15 protein-coding genes are annotated in these 15,768 nt (G+C 69.7%); 7 read left to right on the top strand and 8 right to left on the bottom strand.

The features are described from left to right. Window positions 1-10 precede the first annotated feature (10 nt). Window positions 11-1,414, top strand: a complete 1,404-nt coding sequence (locus tag SACCYDRAFT_RS24875; protein ID WP_005460485.1) for a dihydrolipoamide acetyltransferase family protein — start codon at window positions 11-13, stop codon at window positions 1,412-1,414. On the opposite strand, the gene SACCYDRAFT_RS24880 is transcribed toward SACCYDRAFT_RS24875, so the two are convergent. Continuing rightward, on the bottom strand, window positions 1,415-2,965 hold the full coding sequence (locus tag SACCYDRAFT_RS24880) for a pentapeptide repeat-containing protein (RefSeq protein WP_005460486.1): 1,551 nt from the start codon (window positions 2,963-2,965) through the stop codon (window positions 1,415-1,417). Between the two features lie 32 nt (window positions 2,966-2,997). Beyond that, complete coding sequence (locus SACCYDRAFT_RS24885; protein WP_005460487.1) at window positions 2,998-3,396, bottom strand: NUDIX hydrolase; 399 nt, start codon at window positions 3,394-3,396, stop codon at window positions 2,998-3,000. Window positions 3,397-3,456: 60 nt separating this feature from the next. On the opposite strand from SACCYDRAFT_RS24885, the gene SACCYDRAFT_RS24890 reads away from it, so the two are divergent. Further along, entirely contained in the window at window positions 3,457-3,939 is a 483-nt protein-coding gene (locus SACCYDRAFT_RS24890) for an FxsA family protein (protein ID WP_005460488.1), read from the top strand. Between the two features lie 73 nt (window positions 3,940-4,012). Beyond that, window positions 4,013-4,678 carry a TetR/AcrR family transcriptional regulator gene (locus SACCYDRAFT_RS24895; RefSeq protein ID WP_005460489.1) on the top strand — a complete coding sequence of 222 codons (666 nt, stop codon included), beginning with the start codon at window positions 4,013-4,015 and terminating at the stop codon, window positions 4,676-4,678. A gap of 9 nt (window positions 4,679-4,687) precedes the next feature. On the opposite strand, the gene SACCYDRAFT_RS24900 is transcribed toward SACCYDRAFT_RS24895, so the two are convergent. The 3 genes from SACCYDRAFT_RS24900 to SACCYDRAFT_RS24910 form a co-directional block, all read right to left on the bottom strand. Beyond that, window positions 4,688-5,905 carry an alpha/beta hydrolase family protein gene (locus SACCYDRAFT_RS24900; RefSeq protein WP_005460490.1) on the bottom strand — a complete coding sequence of 406 codons (1,218 nt, stop codon included), beginning with the start codon at window positions 5,903-5,905 and terminating at the stop codon, window positions 4,688-4,690. A 96-nt stretch (window positions 5,906-6,001) separates the two neighbouring features. Beyond that, window positions 6,002-6,862 (bottom strand): MaoC/PaaZ C-terminal domain-containing protein, encoded by an 861-nt coding sequence (locus SACCYDRAFT_RS24905; RefSeq protein WP_005460491.1) that lies wholly within the window; start codon window positions 6,860-6,862, stop codon window positions 6,002-6,004. Window positions 6,863-6,865: 3 nt separating this feature from the next. Next, the gene (locus tag SACCYDRAFT_RS24910) at window positions 6,866-8,209 is read right to left on the bottom strand and encodes a 3-oxoacyl-ACP reductase (protein ID WP_005460492.1); all 1,344 of its coding nucleotides are present in this window, start codon (window positions 8,207-8,209) and stop codon (window positions 6,866-6,868) included. 103 nt (window positions 8,210-8,312) lie between these two features. On the opposite strand from SACCYDRAFT_RS24910, the gene SACCYDRAFT_RS24915 reads away from it, so the two are divergent. From SACCYDRAFT_RS24915 to SACCYDRAFT_RS24925, 3 genes are all read left to right on the top strand, one after another. Continuing rightward, entirely contained in the window at window positions 8,313-9,677 is a 1,365-nt protein-coding gene (locus tag SACCYDRAFT_RS24915; RefSeq protein WP_005460493.1) for an acetyl-CoA C-acetyltransferase, read from the top strand. Window positions 9,678-9,799: 122 nt separating this feature from the next. After that, window positions 9,800-10,771, top strand: coding sequence for a daunorubicin resistance protein DrrA family ABC transporter ATP-binding protein (locus tag SACCYDRAFT_RS24920; RefSeq protein ID WP_005460494.1), 972 nt, complete (start codon window positions 9,800-9,802; stop codon window positions 10,769-10,771). Continuing rightward, complete coding sequence (locus tag SACCYDRAFT_RS24925; RefSeq protein WP_005460495.1) at window positions 10,768-11,577, top strand: ABC transporter permease; 810 nt, start codon at window positions 10,768-10,770, stop codon at window positions 11,575-11,577. Before SACCYDRAFT_RS24920 ends, SACCYDRAFT_RS24925 begins: the two co-directional genes overlap by 4 nt. A 4-nt stretch (window positions 11,578-11,581) precedes the next feature. Here SACCYDRAFT_RS24925 and SACCYDRAFT_RS24930 read toward each other — a convergent pair whose 3' ends face one another. The 3 genes from SACCYDRAFT_RS24930 to SACCYDRAFT_RS24940 form a co-directional block, all read right to left on the bottom strand. Further along, entirely contained in the window at window positions 11,582-12,334 is a 753-nt protein-coding gene (locus SACCYDRAFT_RS24930) for a DoxX family protein (protein WP_005460496.1), read from the bottom strand. A 70-nt stretch (window positions 12,335-12,404) separates the two neighbouring features. After that, window positions 12,405-13,478, bottom strand: coding sequence for a glycerophosphodiester phosphodiesterase (locus tag SACCYDRAFT_RS24935; RefSeq protein WP_005460498.1), 1,074 nt, complete (start codon window positions 13,476-13,478; stop codon window positions 12,405-12,407). 75 nt (window positions 13,479-13,553) lie between these two features. Continuing rightward, window positions 13,554-14,465 (bottom strand): hypothetical protein, encoded by a 912-nt coding sequence (locus SACCYDRAFT_RS24940; RefSeq protein WP_043537535.1) that lies wholly within the window; start codon window positions 14,463-14,465, stop codon window positions 13,554-13,556. A 364-nt stretch (window positions 14,466-14,829) separates the two neighbouring features. Here SACCYDRAFT_RS24940 and SACCYDRAFT_RS24945 point away from each other — a divergent pair, with 364 nt between their 5' ends. Further along, window positions 14,830-15,747: a septum formation family protein gene (locus SACCYDRAFT_RS24945; protein WP_005460500.1), complete on the top strand. Its 918-nt coding sequence runs from the start codon at window positions 14,830-14,832 to the stop codon at window positions 15,745-15,747. Window positions 15,748-15,768: the final 21 nt, after the last annotated feature.

Consider the following 15,768-nt stretch of genomic DNA (forward strand, 5'->3'; position numbering starts at 1 on the left):
GGAGGAACGCATGCCCGAGTACAAGCAGTTCCCCCTCGCCGACACCGCGGAGGGACTGACCGAGGCCGAGATCATCGACTGGAAGGTCAAGCCCGGCGACGAGGTGGCCGTCAACCAGGTCGTCGTGGAGATCGAGACGGCGAAGGCGGCCGTCGAGCTGCCGATCCCGTGGGCCGGTGTGGTCACCGAACTCCTGGTGGAGCCGGGTCAGACCGTGGAGGTGGGCACGCCGATCCTCACGGTGGACGTCGACCCGCACGGCACGGCGAGCCCGTCGGTGAACGGGTCCGCCCCCGCCGAGGCCGCGTCGAACGAGGCGGCAGGCGAGGAGGAGATGAAGCCGCTCGTCGGTTACGGGTCCAAGGCGTCGTCGGCCAAGCGCAGGCCGCGCAAGCAGGCCGCGGGATCGCCGAAGCCCACCGCCGAATCCCCCGAACCCGCCGAGGCGGTGCGGGCCGTGCAGGTGGTCAGGCCGAGGCAGGCTCCCGAAGACGTGCCCGGCACGGCACCCGCCGCGTACGTGCCCCTGGCGAAGCCGCCGGTGCGCAAGCTCGCGAAGGAACTCGGTGTCGACCTGCGCACGGTGACGGGGTCGGCGGACGGCGGGATCATCACCCGCGAGGACGTGCGCCGCGCGGCGGAAGGTGTCACCGCGACCGAGACTGCCTCGGCAGCACCGGCCGTGTCAGCGCCGGGCGGGTCGTACGACCCGGCCTCCCGCGAACGTCGCGTCCCCATCCGCGGGGTCCGCAAGGCCACCGCCCAGGCCATGGTGAACAGCGCGTACACCGCGCCGCACGTCACGGAGTTCCTCACCGTCGACGTGACCCCGATGATGGAGTTGCGCGACAAGCTCAGGCGCACGCCCGAGTTCGCCGACGTCAAGCTGACCCCGCTGGTGTTCGCGGCCAAGGCCGTGTGCCTGGCGGCCAAGCGCACGCCGGACGTCAACGCGGTGTGGGACGAGAGCGCGGGCGAGATCGTCTACAAGGACTACGTGCACCTCGGTATCGCGGCGGCCACGCCGCGCGGTCTCGTGGTGCCCAAGGTCCGCGACGCCGACGCAAAGTCGCTGGTGGAACTCGCGCGCGCCATCGGTGAGCTGACCACCACGGCCCGGGACGGCAGGACACCGCCGGAGGACATGCTGAACGGCACGTTCACCATCACCAACGTCGGCGTCTTCGGCGTCGACACCGGCACCCCGATCATCAACCCCGGCGAGTCGGCCATCCTGGCGCTCGGGGCGATCAGGGACATGCCGTGGGTGGTGGACGGCGAACTCGCGGTGCGCAAGGTGATGCAGCTTTCGCTGAGCTTCGACCACCGCGTGATCGACGGGCAGCAGGGCTCGCAGTTCCTCGCCGACGTGGGCGCGCTGCTGGCCGATCCGGCCGTGGCGATCACGTACTGATCACCCACTGACGCCGTCGCTCCGGTTCGCCGAGACAGTCTCCTCGACGAACCGGAGCCCGCGGACGAGTTCGTCGGGGAACACCGTGTTCACCAACCTCACACCGGCGAGACGAACCCACGGGAACAGCGAGAACACCGAGTCCTCGTCTCTCACGATCTCGACTTCCTCGAACAGACCGCCCCGGATCCTGGCGAGCGTGTGTTCCCACCTCGCCGAGGCCGGACCCCGCATCCTCCTGAAGTCGATCCGGCACCTCCGAAGAGTCGAGCGCTCGATGTCCAGGTGGCTGAGGTGGATCGTGCCGAAGGTGGGGTGTTCGTGGGCGAGCTGGAAGTCGAGCGAGCAGTCCTCGAACTCGCACTGGAGGAACTTGAGCGAGCGTGAACGCAGCAGCGTGTCCTCGAAGTTGACATGCACACCGGAGAACAGGCAATCGGTGAACGTGAGATCGGCGTTCTGCACGGTCGTCTCCGTGAACTCCAGTTTCTCCCCGGAGAACTCCGCCTCCGCGAACCGGGTGCGGCCGTCCTCCCAGCGGGCGAGGTGGAAGCTCGTGTAGATCGGCGAGAAGGAGGTGCCTTCGAAGCTGACCTCGCCGGTGAAGGCGGTCGCCCGGAACGACACGAAGGCGCTCGCGAACCGCGTGTAGGCGAACGACGTTCCCGAGGCCAGCCGCGCGAAGTCGAACGACAGTCGCTGACCGCCGAAGACGACGTCCTCCAGGTTGGCCCGCGTCGCCCGCTCACCACCTCCCAGCACCGCGCTCTCGAACGTCGTGAACTCGCTGTCGAAACGGGCTTCCGTCACCGAGAACCCGCCGGTGAAGCGACAGTCCTCGAAGGAGGTCCGCCGACCGGTGAAGGTGGCGCCGTCCAGAGTGACGTCCCCCGTCGTCGCGAGCCCGGTGAAGTCGGCGTCCACGAAATGCACACCGGAGAGATCGATCGACACGTTCGGCCACTCGCCGTCCGCCCGGAGCTTCCTCCTGATCGCCGTCATGGCCGCGTCCCAGACCTGGCCCTCACCGCCGTCCGGCCTGCTGCCGAGCGAACGCAGGTACCCGCAGACGACGTCGACACAGACCTGCCGGTTGCTCTCCCAGACGTCCGCCAGGCCCGCCATGGCGTAGAGTCCCGCGAGCTTCACAGCCGGGCTCTCGTGGGCGAGCTGCTCGGCCGCCGCGCCGAACCGCTCGTTGTAGCTGTGCTCCCGTTCGCGGTCGTCACGAGCCTTGGCCAGCTCGTGCTCGGCCTCGGTGACCCGTTGCCTGCGGAGGTTGGCCGCGAGCAGCACCACACCGCCGAGCCCGGCCACCACCGCGAGCGCGATCTTGAGCAGTTCCAGCAGGTCCGCCGTGGTGAACCTCTCGGCCGGTGGCAGCGAGGGCCAGCCGAGCAACCACAACAGACCACCGCCGGTGGCCACGGCCACCACGGTCGCGAGCGTGAGCCAGCGCAACACCGACCCGAGCAGATCCCGCCGGAACAGCAGGACCACCCACACCAACGCCGCCGAGGCGGCCAGGACGGGACCGAGCCAGCTCCACACACCGTGAGGTTAGCGATCCGCGATGTCGCCGGTCAGCCGATCAGGGACTCCGCATGCAGGTGGTCGAGCACCAGCCGGCTCGCGGGTGACACGAGTGAGGCGTCGGCGTGGCCGAGCCAGCGCAACTCCTCGACCTCGTTGCTCGGCGCGAGCGTGCCCTCGTAGTCGGCGGTGTAGCACGTCATGCGCACCACCACGTCGGCATCGCGGCCGTGCGCGGGGGCCTCGAAGGTCCCCACGAGCGACGCCGTACCGCGCACGACGGTGACGGAGAGCTCCTCCGCGACCTCACGGACCAGCGTGTCGACGTCGGACTCGCCGGGTTCCCGCTTGCCGCCGGGCAGGTAGAAGGTGTCTCTGCCCCGGGAGCGGGCGGCCAGGACGCGGCCACCCTCGATCCGGAGCCACGCCACCTTGTCGATACTGCGCACGAGGGGAGGCTAGAACCACGGCCCGGGAGCAAATCGCCTGCCCCACGCGTTGAACCTGACATGGCCGCCATATTCCTGCTCTGGGTGATCGCCGAGATCGCCGCGATCTGGGCTGTCGCGTCGCTCATCGGTTTCCTCGCCACGCTGGGCCTTCTGCTCGCCGGCGCACTCGTCGGCTCCTGGCTCGCCAGGCGGGAGGGTGGCAAGGCCGCACGGGCGGTGATGGACACGGCGAGAGCGGGCCGGTCACCGCATAACGAGGTCACCGACGGCATGCTCGTCGGCCTCGGCGGCCTGTTGATCTTCGTGCCCGGTTTCGTGAGCGACGTCGCGGGCCTTGCATTGCTGCTGCCGCCCACCCGGACTCTCGTGCGTCGGGCGTGGCTGAAACGGCTGGAACGCCGCGGCCCGGTGACGCCTCGTGGGTTCGGGGGAGGCCTTCACCGGTCCGGCCGCGTGATCGTCGTGGACAGCGAGGTCGTCGACACCTCCCGCGACGACCGGCGCGACCCTCCGCAGCGCCCCGTCATCGAATCGGAGTGACCGGCCGGGCAACCCGTGTTCTCTCCCTGAACGTCCTGCTCAGGTAGGTTTGGCCGGACAACAGGAGGTGCTGGTGGCGCAGGACGTACAGCGCTCGCCCGAACGGGCTAAACGACTCCCCCGAGCGGTCCGGGAGAAGCAGATTCTCGACGCCGCGGTGGAGGTGTTCTCCCGGTACGGCTACCACCTCGCTTCGATGGACGAGATCTCGGACGTCGCGGGCGTGTCCAAGCCGATGATCTACAGCTACCTCGGCGCGAAGGAGGAGCTGTTCGGCCACTGCGTGCGCCGGGAGTCGAGCCGGTTGCTCGCCGCCGTGCGCGAGGGCATTCGCGTCGACGTCCCGCCGGACATGCAGCTCTGGCACGGCCTGCGCTCGTTCTACGGCTTCGTGGCCGCCTACCGCGAGTCGTGGATCGTGCTGCACCGTCACGCCCTCACCGCGGGCGGCCCGTTCGCCGAGGAGATCGTCGCCCTGCGCGGTCGCGCTGTCGCCCTGGTCAGGGACCTCGTGGTGTCGGCGGGAACGGAGCGGGGACTCGCCTCGCAGGCGGAGTCCTCCGGTGAGGGCATGGCCGCGGCACTGGTCGGGGCGGCCGAGTCGCTGGCGGACTGGTGGCTCGACCACCCCGACGTACCCGACGGTGTGCTCGCGTCGTGGCTGATGAACCTCACGTGGCTCGGGTTCAACGACCTGGTGGAGGGCGACGTGTGGCGCCCCACCGAACAACCGAAGTGACGTCCGGCGTCAGCGAAGGAACTCGACGTCCGGATGCGCCGGGGACGGCCCGGCGAGCAACCACTGCGGGATGCCGCGCAGGTGCCGGTCGAAGAACGCCGTCAGGTAGGTGACCTGCGAACGCATGCTCCGCTCACCGTCGACCGTTCCGATGATCCGGGCGGTCAGGGTCGGGTCCACTCCGAGGTGAGCGGTGAGCTGTGGAAGCAGTACCTGGTGGTCGGTGTAGCTGAAGTGTTCGCCCTCCGGCAGGTGTAGCCGCAACAGCCAGGCGTGGTGGTTGCGCAGGAACTCCTGCCACGACGGGTCGTTCGCCTCACTGTGGTCTCCGGCGCTCATCAGCAGGAACGGCCGGTCGAGACCCTCCCGGGCGACCGGTGCGAAGTGCTCCTGGGAGTACGCCATGCTGCCGTCGAGGTTCGCACCCGCGTCGACTCGCCGGTCGTCCAGCATGACCTCACCCGTGGTGAAACCCCCGCCGGAGTGCCCGAACATGCCCACGCGCGAGAGATCGAGCGCTCGTCCCAGCCCCCGTGGCAGGGGCCGGTCGGCCGCGTCCGGGTTTCCGCCCCGCGCCAGCACCTCCAGCTGGTCGAGCACGAACCGCACGTCGTCGACACGCGTGTCCATCATGGTTCTCGCGGTGTCCAGCTCCCATTCCCCGAGAACTCCTTCGGCGACCCGGCCGTCGGGGAACTCCACCGCTGTCGCCTCGTGCGTGTGGTCGATCGCGACCGTCACGTAACCCCGGCTCGTGAGCTCCTCCAACTGCGCGGTGCCCAGCGAACGCGGCATTTCCGCACCCGGCGAGTAGACGACCACCGGCCGGTCACCACCGAGAGCACGTGCGCCCACACGGGAGTGGGTGTCGAAGGTGTAGTCGAGTACCTCGGGGTTGATTCCGAGTTGCGCGGCGTCCGACTCGGCCATGGCGCGTGCCGCACCCGGTGTCAGGTACGGCGCGGGCTCGCCCGTACCCCGGACAGCCGGGTAGCGCACCGTGGCCATCACCTCCCGGACACTGTCCGGAACCCATGGGTCCACTCGTGAACGGTCCACCAGATGCAGCTCGATCACCCCGACCTGGTACGGACCACTGGGGCGTGGCAACTCGTACCGCACCGGGTCGGGAAGCTCCTCGGCCACGGCGGTGGTGGGAGCGATCGTTGCCACGAGTGCCGCCACGGCGACACCCACGACGGCGCGCGCCGTCCGCTTTCCTGTCATACGGCCGACGCTACGAGGGAGACCACACCGGACACATCAGGGAAATCACCGAACGCGTCCCGGGTTCCGCGGTCACGCGGTCACGCGGTCACGCGGTCACGCGGTGATCGTGCCCCGCAGGTGTGGCTTCGGCTTGCGGGCGTGCCACAGCTCGAACGACCAGCCGTCCTCGCCCGTGCTCCACGTCGTGAACGCCACCTTCGCGGGCAGGAACACCGGCACCTGGAACCGCACGTCGACGGTGTAGGCGTCCGGCAGCCTGCCCTCGAACGCGGCCAGGCAGCGGGCCTTCGTCCACATGCCGTGCGCGATGGCCGAGCGGAACCCGAAGGCGCGCGCGGTCAGCCTGTGCAGGTGGATGGGGTTGCGGTCGCCCGACACCTGCGCGTAGCGGCGACCGACGTCGCCCGGCACCGTCCACACGGCACTCGGTGACGGTGGCGCCAGTTCCGTCCTCTTCTCCGGCGAGGACCCCGACTCGCCCCCACGCCGCAGGTACGTGCTCACGTCCGTCCACACCGGGGTATCCGTCGCGTCGAGTTCCGGCAGGAGCTCACTGACCACGTCGAACTGCGTGCCCTTGTCGTGCGGTCGCAGGTTCTCCGCCCGCACCCGCAGCGTGAACCTCTCGTCGAGACGCACCGGCCGGTGCTGGGTGATGCGGTTGGCGACGTGCACCATGCCGAGCAGCGGGAACGGGAAGTCCGGCTCCGTCATCAACGCCATCTGGAGCGGGAAGGCGAGGACGTGCGGGTAGGTGGCGGGCAGCTCGTCGGTCAACCGGAACCCGCACACGTGGTCGTAGGCGGCGAGGTGCGCCGGGTCGACGATGACACCCCCGCGCACGTACTCGGTGTCCGGAAGCGTGTCGCCCGTGGTTTTGCGCAGGCCCCCGAGTGCCGCCTTCGGATACAGCGTCGCGAGACTCGGCGAGCTGGTCAGTTCCTTCACCGTCATGTGTCAGGCCCCCAGGAAGCCCTGGCCACACACGCGCACGACGTTGCCGTTGACGGCGGCCGACGCGGGGTTGGCGTACCAGGCGATGGTCTCGGCGACGTCCACGGGCAGACCGCCCTGCGCGAGGCTGGAGAGCCGGCGGCCGAACTCCCGGATCATGATCGGCACCTTGGCGGTCATCTGGGTCTCGATGAAGCCCGGCGCCACGGCGTTGATCGTGCCGCCGCGTTCGGCCATCCGAGGTGCGGCCTCATCGATCATGCCGATGACACCGGCCTTGCTGGCCGCGTAGTTCGACTGCCCGACGTTGCCCGCGATACCGGCGATGGAGGACACGCCGACGATCCGGCCGTTCTCCCTGAGCACGTCGTCGGCGAGCAGCTTGTCGTTGACGGCGAGCTGGGCCGCGAGGTTCACGGTGAGCACCGAGTCCCAGGCGGACTCCGACATCTTCGCCAGCGTCTTGTCGCGGGTGATGCCCGCGTTGTGGACGACGATGTCGACGCCACCGTGCCGCTGGGTGAGGTGGTCGGCGAGTCGCTGCGGCGCGTCGGAGGCGGTGATGTCGAGTTGCAGCGCCGAGCCGCGCACACGGTTGGCCACGGCCGACAGCTCACCGCCCTGTGCGGGGATGTCGAGCGCCACGACGTGGGCGCCGTCGCGGGCCAGCACCTCCGCGATGGCCGCGCCGATACCCCGCGAGGCACCGGTGACCAGCGCGACCTTGCCGTCGAGCGGCTTGGCCCAGTCCGCCGGCGCCTGCGCGGTCTTCGTGCCCGCCGCACCGACGCGGATCACCTGGCCGTCGACGAACGCCGACTTCGCCGAGAGCAGGAACCGCATGGTCGACTCCGCCGCTTCCTCCGCGCCGTCGGCGACGTAGACGAGCTGGGAGGTGGCGCCACCCTTGAGTTCCTTGCCCACCGTGCGCGTGAAGCCTTCGAGCGCGCGCTGCGCGATGCGCTCGCGGCCCTCCACGAGTTCGGGCGGGGTGCCGAGCACGACCACGCGGCCGGACGGGGCGATGTCCCGGACGACCGGGTGGAAGAACGAGTACAGCTCGCGCAGCTGGGTCGGTTCGGTGATGCCGGTGGCGTCGAACACCAGTGCGCCGTAGCGCTTCCCGTCGGCCGGGGCGCGCACGATCTCGATGCCCGCCGCGTCGAGCTGGGCCGTGAGCGCCTTCTCCAGCCTGCCGTCCGGCGCCGCGCCCAGGAGTGCGGGACCATCGAGTGGCGGCTGGCCGGGACGGTAGCGCCGCAGCACGGGTGGTTTGGGCAGCCCCAGCTTCGACGTGACGAACTTGCCGAGGGGTGTCGTGGTGAACTGCTGGTACTTGTCAGCCATCGGTTGCCTCCCGTGCCCAGTGTGCAGCGCCAGCCTAACCTACCGGCGAGTAGGTTACACTCTCGATGGGTTCCGAGAACGCTGACCAGGGAAGGCGAGAGCCATGAGCCAAGCGCAGAAGTCCGGCCGGGCGCGATCGAGCCGGAACAAGGCAGTGCCCGCGTCGAAGTCCGCAGCGAAGCCCGAGTCGAACGCCCCCACGGTCCGCAGGGTCGCGATCGTCGGCGCGAACCGCATCCCCTTCGCCCGATCGAACGGCCCCTACGCCGACGCTTCCAACCAGGACATGCTCACCGCCGCTCTCGACGGTCTGGTCAGCCGGTTCTCCCTGCAGAACGAGCAGATCGGCGAGTTCGCCGCCGGTGCGGTACTGAAGCACTCACGGGACTTCAACCTCGCCCGCGAGGTGGTGCTGGGCAGTTCGCTCGCACCCACCACGCCCGCCTCCGACGTGCAGATGGCGTGCGGCACGGGCCTCCAGGCCATCGTGAACGTCGCCAACAAGATCGCGCTGGGGCAGCTCGACTCCGCCATCGCGGGTGGCGTGGACACCACGAGCGACGCGCCTTTAGCGGTCAACGACCGGCTGCGCAGGTTGCTCGTGAAGTTCAACGCCGCGAAGTCGGCCGGGGAGCGCGCCAAGCTCCTCGCCAGGATCCGCCCCGGCCACCTCGTGCCGGAGATCCCGCGCAACGCCGAGCCGCGCACCGGGCTCTCGATGGGTGAGCACGCAGCCCTCACCGCCAAGGCGTGGGACATCTCGCGCGCCGACCAGGACGAGTTGACGGCCACGAGCCACCAGCGCCTCGCCGCCGCGTACGAGCGCGGGTTCTTCGACGACCTGCTCACCCCCTACCTCGGGCTGACCAGGGACCAGAACCTGCGCCCCGACTCGACGCCGGAGAAGCTGGCCAAGCTGAAGCCCGTCTTCGGGGGCCGCGAGGGCACGATGACGGCGGGCAACTCGACACCGCTGTCCGACGGCGCGTCGGTGGTCCTGCTCGCCACGGAGGAGTGGGCGAAGGAACGCAACCTGCCCGTGCTGGCGTACCTGACGCTCTCGCAGACCGCCGCCGTGGACTACGTGCACGGTGACGAAGGCCTGCTCATGGCACCCGCGTACGCGGTGCCGCGCCTACTCGACAAGGCGGGCCTCGCCCTGGCCGACTTCGACTTCTACGAGATCCACGAGGCGTTCGCCTCACAGGTCCTCGCCACGCTCAAGGCCTGGGAGGACCCGGGGTTCGCCAAGGAGCGGCTGGGCCGGGACGAGCCGCTCGGCAGCATCGACCGGTCGAAACTCAACGTCAACGGCTCCTCGCTGGCGGCGGGACACCCCTTCGCGGCGACGGGCGGACGCATCGTCGGCACACTCGCGAAGCTGTTGGCGGAGAAGGGCTCGGGCCGCGGGCTGATCTCCATCTGCGCCGCAGGCGGTCAGGGCATCACCGCGATCCTGGAGCGCTGACGAGGTCACGTGAGGGCCGCCTTCCTCCGACGCGACGAAAAGGCGGCCCTCACGCAGGCGCCGCGCGATCAGCGCTGATCACAGACCCGGCGAGTGTCGGCCCACGCTTCTAGGCTGACCGTATGCCCCACACGGACGGCAATGTCGCCGTCCGCGCTCGTGGCCTGGTGAAGACCTACGGCTCCACGCGGGCGCTGGACGGTGTCGACCTCGACATCCCCACCGGACAGGTGCTCGGGCTACTCGGGCCCAACGGCGCGGGCAAGACCACCATGGTGCGCATCCTGACCACCCTGCTCAAACCCGACGCGGGGGAGGCGATGGTCGCGGGCCACGACGTGCTCACCGAGCCCGACGCCGTACGGCAGGCCATCGGCCTGTCGGGCCAGTACGCGGCCGTCGACGAGAACCTCACCGGCGCGGAGAACCTCTACATGATCGGCCGGTTGTACGGGCTGACCAAGCGGCGGGCCAAGGAGCGCTCCCGAGAGCTGCTCGACCGGTTCCAGCTCTCCGACGCCGCCGACCGGCCCGCCAAGGGTTACTCGGGCGGCATGCGACGGAGGCTGGACCTCGCCGGGGCGCTCGTGGCCCAGCCGAGGGTCGTGGTGCTCGACGAGCCGACCACCGGGCTCGACCCCCGCGGCAGGCTCGGCATGTGGGAGGTCATCGAACAGCTCGTCGCCACCGGCGCGACCGTGCTGCTCACCACCCAGTACCTGGAGGAGGCCGACCGGCTGGCCGACTCCATCGTGGTCATCGACCGGGGCAGGGTGATCGCGCGCGGCACCGCCGACGAGCTCAAGGGCCAGATCGGCGGCGAGCGGCTCGAACTCGTCGTGACCGATCACACCGACGTCGAGTCGGCTGCCCGCGTGCTGAAGGAGGTCGGCACGAGCGAACCCGTGGTCGACGGGCACGCGGGCAGCCTGTCGGTGTTCGTCGACACCGGGGCCTCCGCCCTGGTGGAGGCCCTGCGGCGGCTCGACTCGCGAGGCGTCACGATCGGTGACGTCGCGCTGCACCGCCCCACCCTGGACGACGTCTTCCTGTCGCTCACCGGACACGCCACCGAGGAGGACCCGGCACCATGAACGCCACCAAGGTCGTCTCCGACTCGGCCGTCATCACCTGGCGCAACGTGATGAACGTACGGCGGAACCCCGACTGGCTGCTGGGCGCCACCGCGTTCCCGATCATGTTCGTGCTGCTGTTCGCCTACGTCTTCGGCGACGCCATCGGCGGTCCCGGTGGCGGTGGCGCGGAGTACCGCGAGTTCCTGATCGCCGGGATCTTCGCGCAGACGGTCGCGTTCAACTCCTCCTACACCGTCATCGGGTTCGCCAACGACCTGCAGAAGGGCATCATCGACCGGTTCCGCTCACTGCCCATGTCCCGGCTCGCGGTCCTGGTGGGACGCACCACCGCCGACCAGGTGCTCAGTGTGGTGGTGCTCGTCGTCATGACCGTGTGCGGGCTGCTCATCGGCTGGCGCATCCACAGCGGGGTGTTCGACGCCGTGCTCGGCTACCTCATGATCCTGCTGTTCGCGTTCGCCATGTCCTGGATCGGCGCCTACATCGGGCTGGTGGCACGCAGCGTCGAGGTGGCCAACAGCGCGGGGCTGATCTGGATGTTCCCGCTGACGTTCATCTCGTCGGCGTTCGTGCCGCAGGAGAGCCTGCCCGGTGTGCTGGGCACCATCGCCGACTGGAACCCGTTCACAGCCGCCGTCAACGCGACCCGGGACCTGTTCGGCAACACGAGCCCGGCAGGCTGGCCGGAGCCCTCCGGCTGGCCCGCCGAGAACGCCGCCCTCTACGCGATCCTCAGTTGCGTCGCCATCGTCGCGATCTTCGCGCCGCTGGCCACCGCCCGGTACCGCCGGGCGTCCGCCTGAGCCGTCAGTGCGCCATCGACGACATGCGGCCGCGCTTGCGCTTGCCGCCTTTCGCGGACTTGGCGGCCTTCTTCATCGCCGCGGCCGAGGCGGGCAGGCTCACGGCCTTCGCCGCCTTGCCCTTGCCCTTCGCGGCACCCGCGACCATGCCCGTGGCCTTGCCCGCCTTGCCCGCCTTGCTGCTCGCCTTGGCGGCCTTGGCGGCCGCCTTCTCGGTGGCCATGCTCGTCTTCGTGGCCGCCATGCCGGCCCTGCGCTGCACGACACCCGCGGCACCCTGCACGTGGTGGCTCGCCTCCTCGGCCGCGTGACGCGCCCGCCAGCCGAGCGAGGGCTTGCCGCCCGTGTCGGCGACCGCCAGCATGAGCCCGCCCGCGAGCCCCGCGTTCTTGAGGAACTCGATGAGCTGCTGTTGCCGCTTCTCCGGGTCCTTCTCCTCCCAGAACGCGTGCGCGGCGAGCGTCGTCGGCACCAGGCTGCTCAGCAGCAGCGCCGACGCGACCCGGGGCAGGACCCCCAGCGAGAGCATGGCACCCGCGGCTATCTTCGTGATCGCGTCCACCTGCACCATCGTCACCGGGTCGCCCGGCAGCGACTCCGGGGACTCCCCGGTCTTGCGCCTGACGGTCTTGTCGGCGGCCTTGTCGAGGAACGGCTTGACGGCCTCGGCATGGCCTTCCTTCTGCCGCAGCGCGTTGACACCGCCCATGATGAAGATCGAGGCGAGGAGTGGGCGTGCCACCCGACGGAGAATCATGCGACCTCCTTGTTGAAAGTCCGGTCTCTCAGGAACTCACCGTCAGGGAGCTACCCACTCCCGCCCGTCTTCATCCGTGCCTTCCCCGCAGGGGATACGATTTCGGCAGCTTGAAGCCCCGCTCCGCCACCACCTTTCGCAGCCGGTCCGGGTAGTCGGTGATGATCCCGTCCACCCCGTCGTCGATGAGCTTGTGCATGGTGGCCTCGTCGTTCACCGTCCACGGGACGACCTTCAGGCCGGCCGCGTGGGCCTCGGCGACCAGCTCCTTCGTGGTGAACGGCACGTAGTCGTCGTCTCCCACGGCCCCGCCCTGGGGGTTGCCGTGCACGGGGGACAGTGCGGACGCACCGAACGACGCCACCGCCCTCACCGGACTGCCGTCGAAGTCGTCGATGTCGAGACCTCCGAGCCACGGTGACCTACCCGGCTGCCCGACCTGGAGGAACTCCGGCTGCGTCAGAGCCACCACGGGCAACCACGGCGCCTTCCGCCTCACCTGCATCAGCGCACCCCAGTCGAAGCTCTGGATCGTCACGTTACGGGCGAAGCCCGAGCGGGCGACCTCACGAACCACCCGGTCGACGAACTGCTCACGCGGCGCGGTCTCGTGGGGGGCGGCCGCCTCCACCTTGGTCTCGATGTTGAACCTGATCCGGTGAGCCCGGTGTTCGCGCGCGAGAGCGAACACCTCGGCCAGCGTCGGCATCCTGGCGCCGGGCGAGAGCTCCTGACCGGGGCGGTCCGGCAGTCGCTGCGAACCGCAGTCGAGCGTGCGCACCTGGGCGAACGTCAGGTCCTTGACGTAGGAGCCCACATACGGGTACTGCGGGTCGCCGGGCCATGCCGGACGCGTGTCCCGGCACTTCACCGCGCTGATCTTCCGGTCGTGTGTGACGACGTCCCGGCCGTCGCGGGTGATCTGGATGTCGAGCTCCAGGGTGGTCACTCCGAGCTCCATCGCACGGGAGAACGCGGCGAGCGTGCCCTCCACGGTGAGCCCGAGCCCGCCCCGGTGCGCCTGGATGTCGAAACGGTGTGGTCCACCGCGGTGCGGGTGAGCGGCGGCGGGTGAGGCGAGCCCACCCGCGAGTAAGGCCACGAGGGCAGCCGCGAAGACAACGAGTCTGCGTCGTCGGATCATGCGCATCAACCTCCCCACGCACCGTCGCACGACGAGGTGACGGGTGAACCAATTTCGTACGAACGCTCGTCGCCTTCAGTCCCGACCGTTCAACAGGAGCAACCGGGCATTGCGCACCGCCAACACTCCACGCCATTCCAGCTCCGCAGCGGGTCCGGGCGGCTCCCACGACAGTTCCCACCCACCGTCGTCGGTCTGGGCCGCCTCACAGAAGTCGAGGTGCGCCTCGACGGCCGCTGCGGGGAACAGCGCACGACCGGGGTCGTCCGGCCGGGGTGCCACGTCGAGCGGCGTGACGCCGTACTTTTCGGCCGGATACAGGTTGAAGTGGGGGAGGTCCGCCAGTCGCGCCTGGACCACGTCGAGCTGCCGCGCCGCCCACCCCCTGTCGTCCACACCACCCAGGTAGGTCACGACGTTCAGCATCGAGTGACCGTCCCATTCGGTGAGCGACTCGATGCGGGACCGGCAGAACTCGTCGGCGGCGTCCAGCCACGGAGCCGTCATCCCCGCCTTGCGGAGCCTGGTCGCGATTCCCGCCGTCGGATTGAGACCCGCGGGGAACCGGCCGTCGCCCCAGTGGGCCGCACGGGGGAACTCCGCGACCGAATCGACGACGATCGGCACGCCGCCATCGGGCGTCGTCACCGACTCCAGGTACGGCACCAGGCTCCTGGCGAACGACCGGCAGGCGGCGCGTACCTCGTCGACGTCTCCGGTCGGCGAGTCCAGCACCTGCTCCACCACGTCGAGCGCGAAATCGACGGCCAGTGGTTGGCTGGTGGGCGCCCGAACGTCCGGTTCGAGTGCGTGCCCGAGGCCACCGTCGGCGTTGCGGTGGCCTCGGAGCAGGTCGAGGACGGCCAGCGCCGCCTCGGGCCGGGCCACCTCGGTCAGCACCACCTCGGAAAGCCGCCGTTCCAGCGGGCGGGCGTGGGTGAGCAGGAAGGCACGGGCACGGTCGACACCGGAGCGCTTTGCGGACATGCACGCCATGGTCGCGCGTATGTTCGACTCATGGCGGCGAAACCGGGGTTATACGTGGTTCATCCCATTCCAAGTAACCCACAAGTGTGATCCACACTACATCTAGGTTTAGATGTAACGCGGCCGGACCCGGGGTCGATAGACCCGGTGACCCCGTGATGCTGGCGGACCCCCGACCTGGCAGCATCACGGGGTTTCCAATGTCGTCCATGCCATTCCCGGGTCCGGACCTTTCCTGGGACCAGACCTTTCGCGGGCGTGTTCTCGTCCCGGTGTCGCCTCGTCACCGCACTTCTCAGGCCGCCCGACGAGAAGTGGTGCCGACTTCGAATGTCCGCATGATCCGCTCGGTAGAGTCGTCTCGATGTCCAGACAGGGGTTAGTGCTAGCCGGAGCCACGTTGCTGGTCGCCGTGGCGGTGACGTCGTGTGCCACCGAGGTCGAGGGAACGGCGGCGGCTCCGCCCACCACGCACGCGGCGGCGGGCAACACCGACGCGGCCACCACCCCGCCGTCCCCCTCGGACAAGACCGGGGCCGCTGGGGTGGACGGCACCGACGGCACCGACGACACCTCCGTGGCGGCTCCGGGTCAGTGCATCGACGGTGACGAACCGACTCCCGTCGACTGCGACGAGCCACACACCGTGGAGGTCACCGCGTCGGGCACGTTCGGTGGCGCGATGGCCGAGGAACCACCCGAACGCGACGAGATCTTCGCCGCGGTGTTCCCCTCCTGCCGCGAGGAGGCGGCCAACTACCTCGGCAGCGACGACTACGACCTCACCACTCTGTCCGCGTGGTTGGTCTGGGCGGGCAAGGACGCCTGGGCTCGCGGTGAGCGCTGGTACCGCTGCGGTGTCGTCGAACTCGACAAGGCCGACGTGGCCAAACAACGGACCGGCTCCATCCGCAACGCGCTCCGTGGCGACGGCGTGCACACCTACCGTCTCTGCTCGCTCACCACGCCGTCGGAGGAACCACCCGCGCTGACGACGTGCGACCGGCCACACCGCGGGGAGGCGGTGGCGCTGGTGCCGATGGGCGAGCACACCGACCCGTTGCCCAGCGAGAAGGAGTTCGACGCCGCCGCGAAGGAGGCGTGCGGGAAAGCCGTGATCGACTACCTCGGTGCACAGCGCGATGACGTGGCGGCGGCGTGGCGCTGGCCGGACGAGTCCGCGTGGCGGTTGGGATTCAACGCACTGACCTGCTACCTGGAGACCGACGTGCCCGTCACCTCGTCGCTGCGGGGCGTCAAGAACAGCCCGCTGCCCAGCTAGGACACAAGCAGAGCAAGATCA

The sequence above is a fragment of the Saccharomonospora cyanea NA-134 genome (genome assembly GCF_000244975.1).
Lineage (GTDB): Bacteria > Actinomycetota > Actinomycetes > Mycobacteriales > Pseudonocardiaceae > Saccharomonospora > Saccharomonospora cyanea.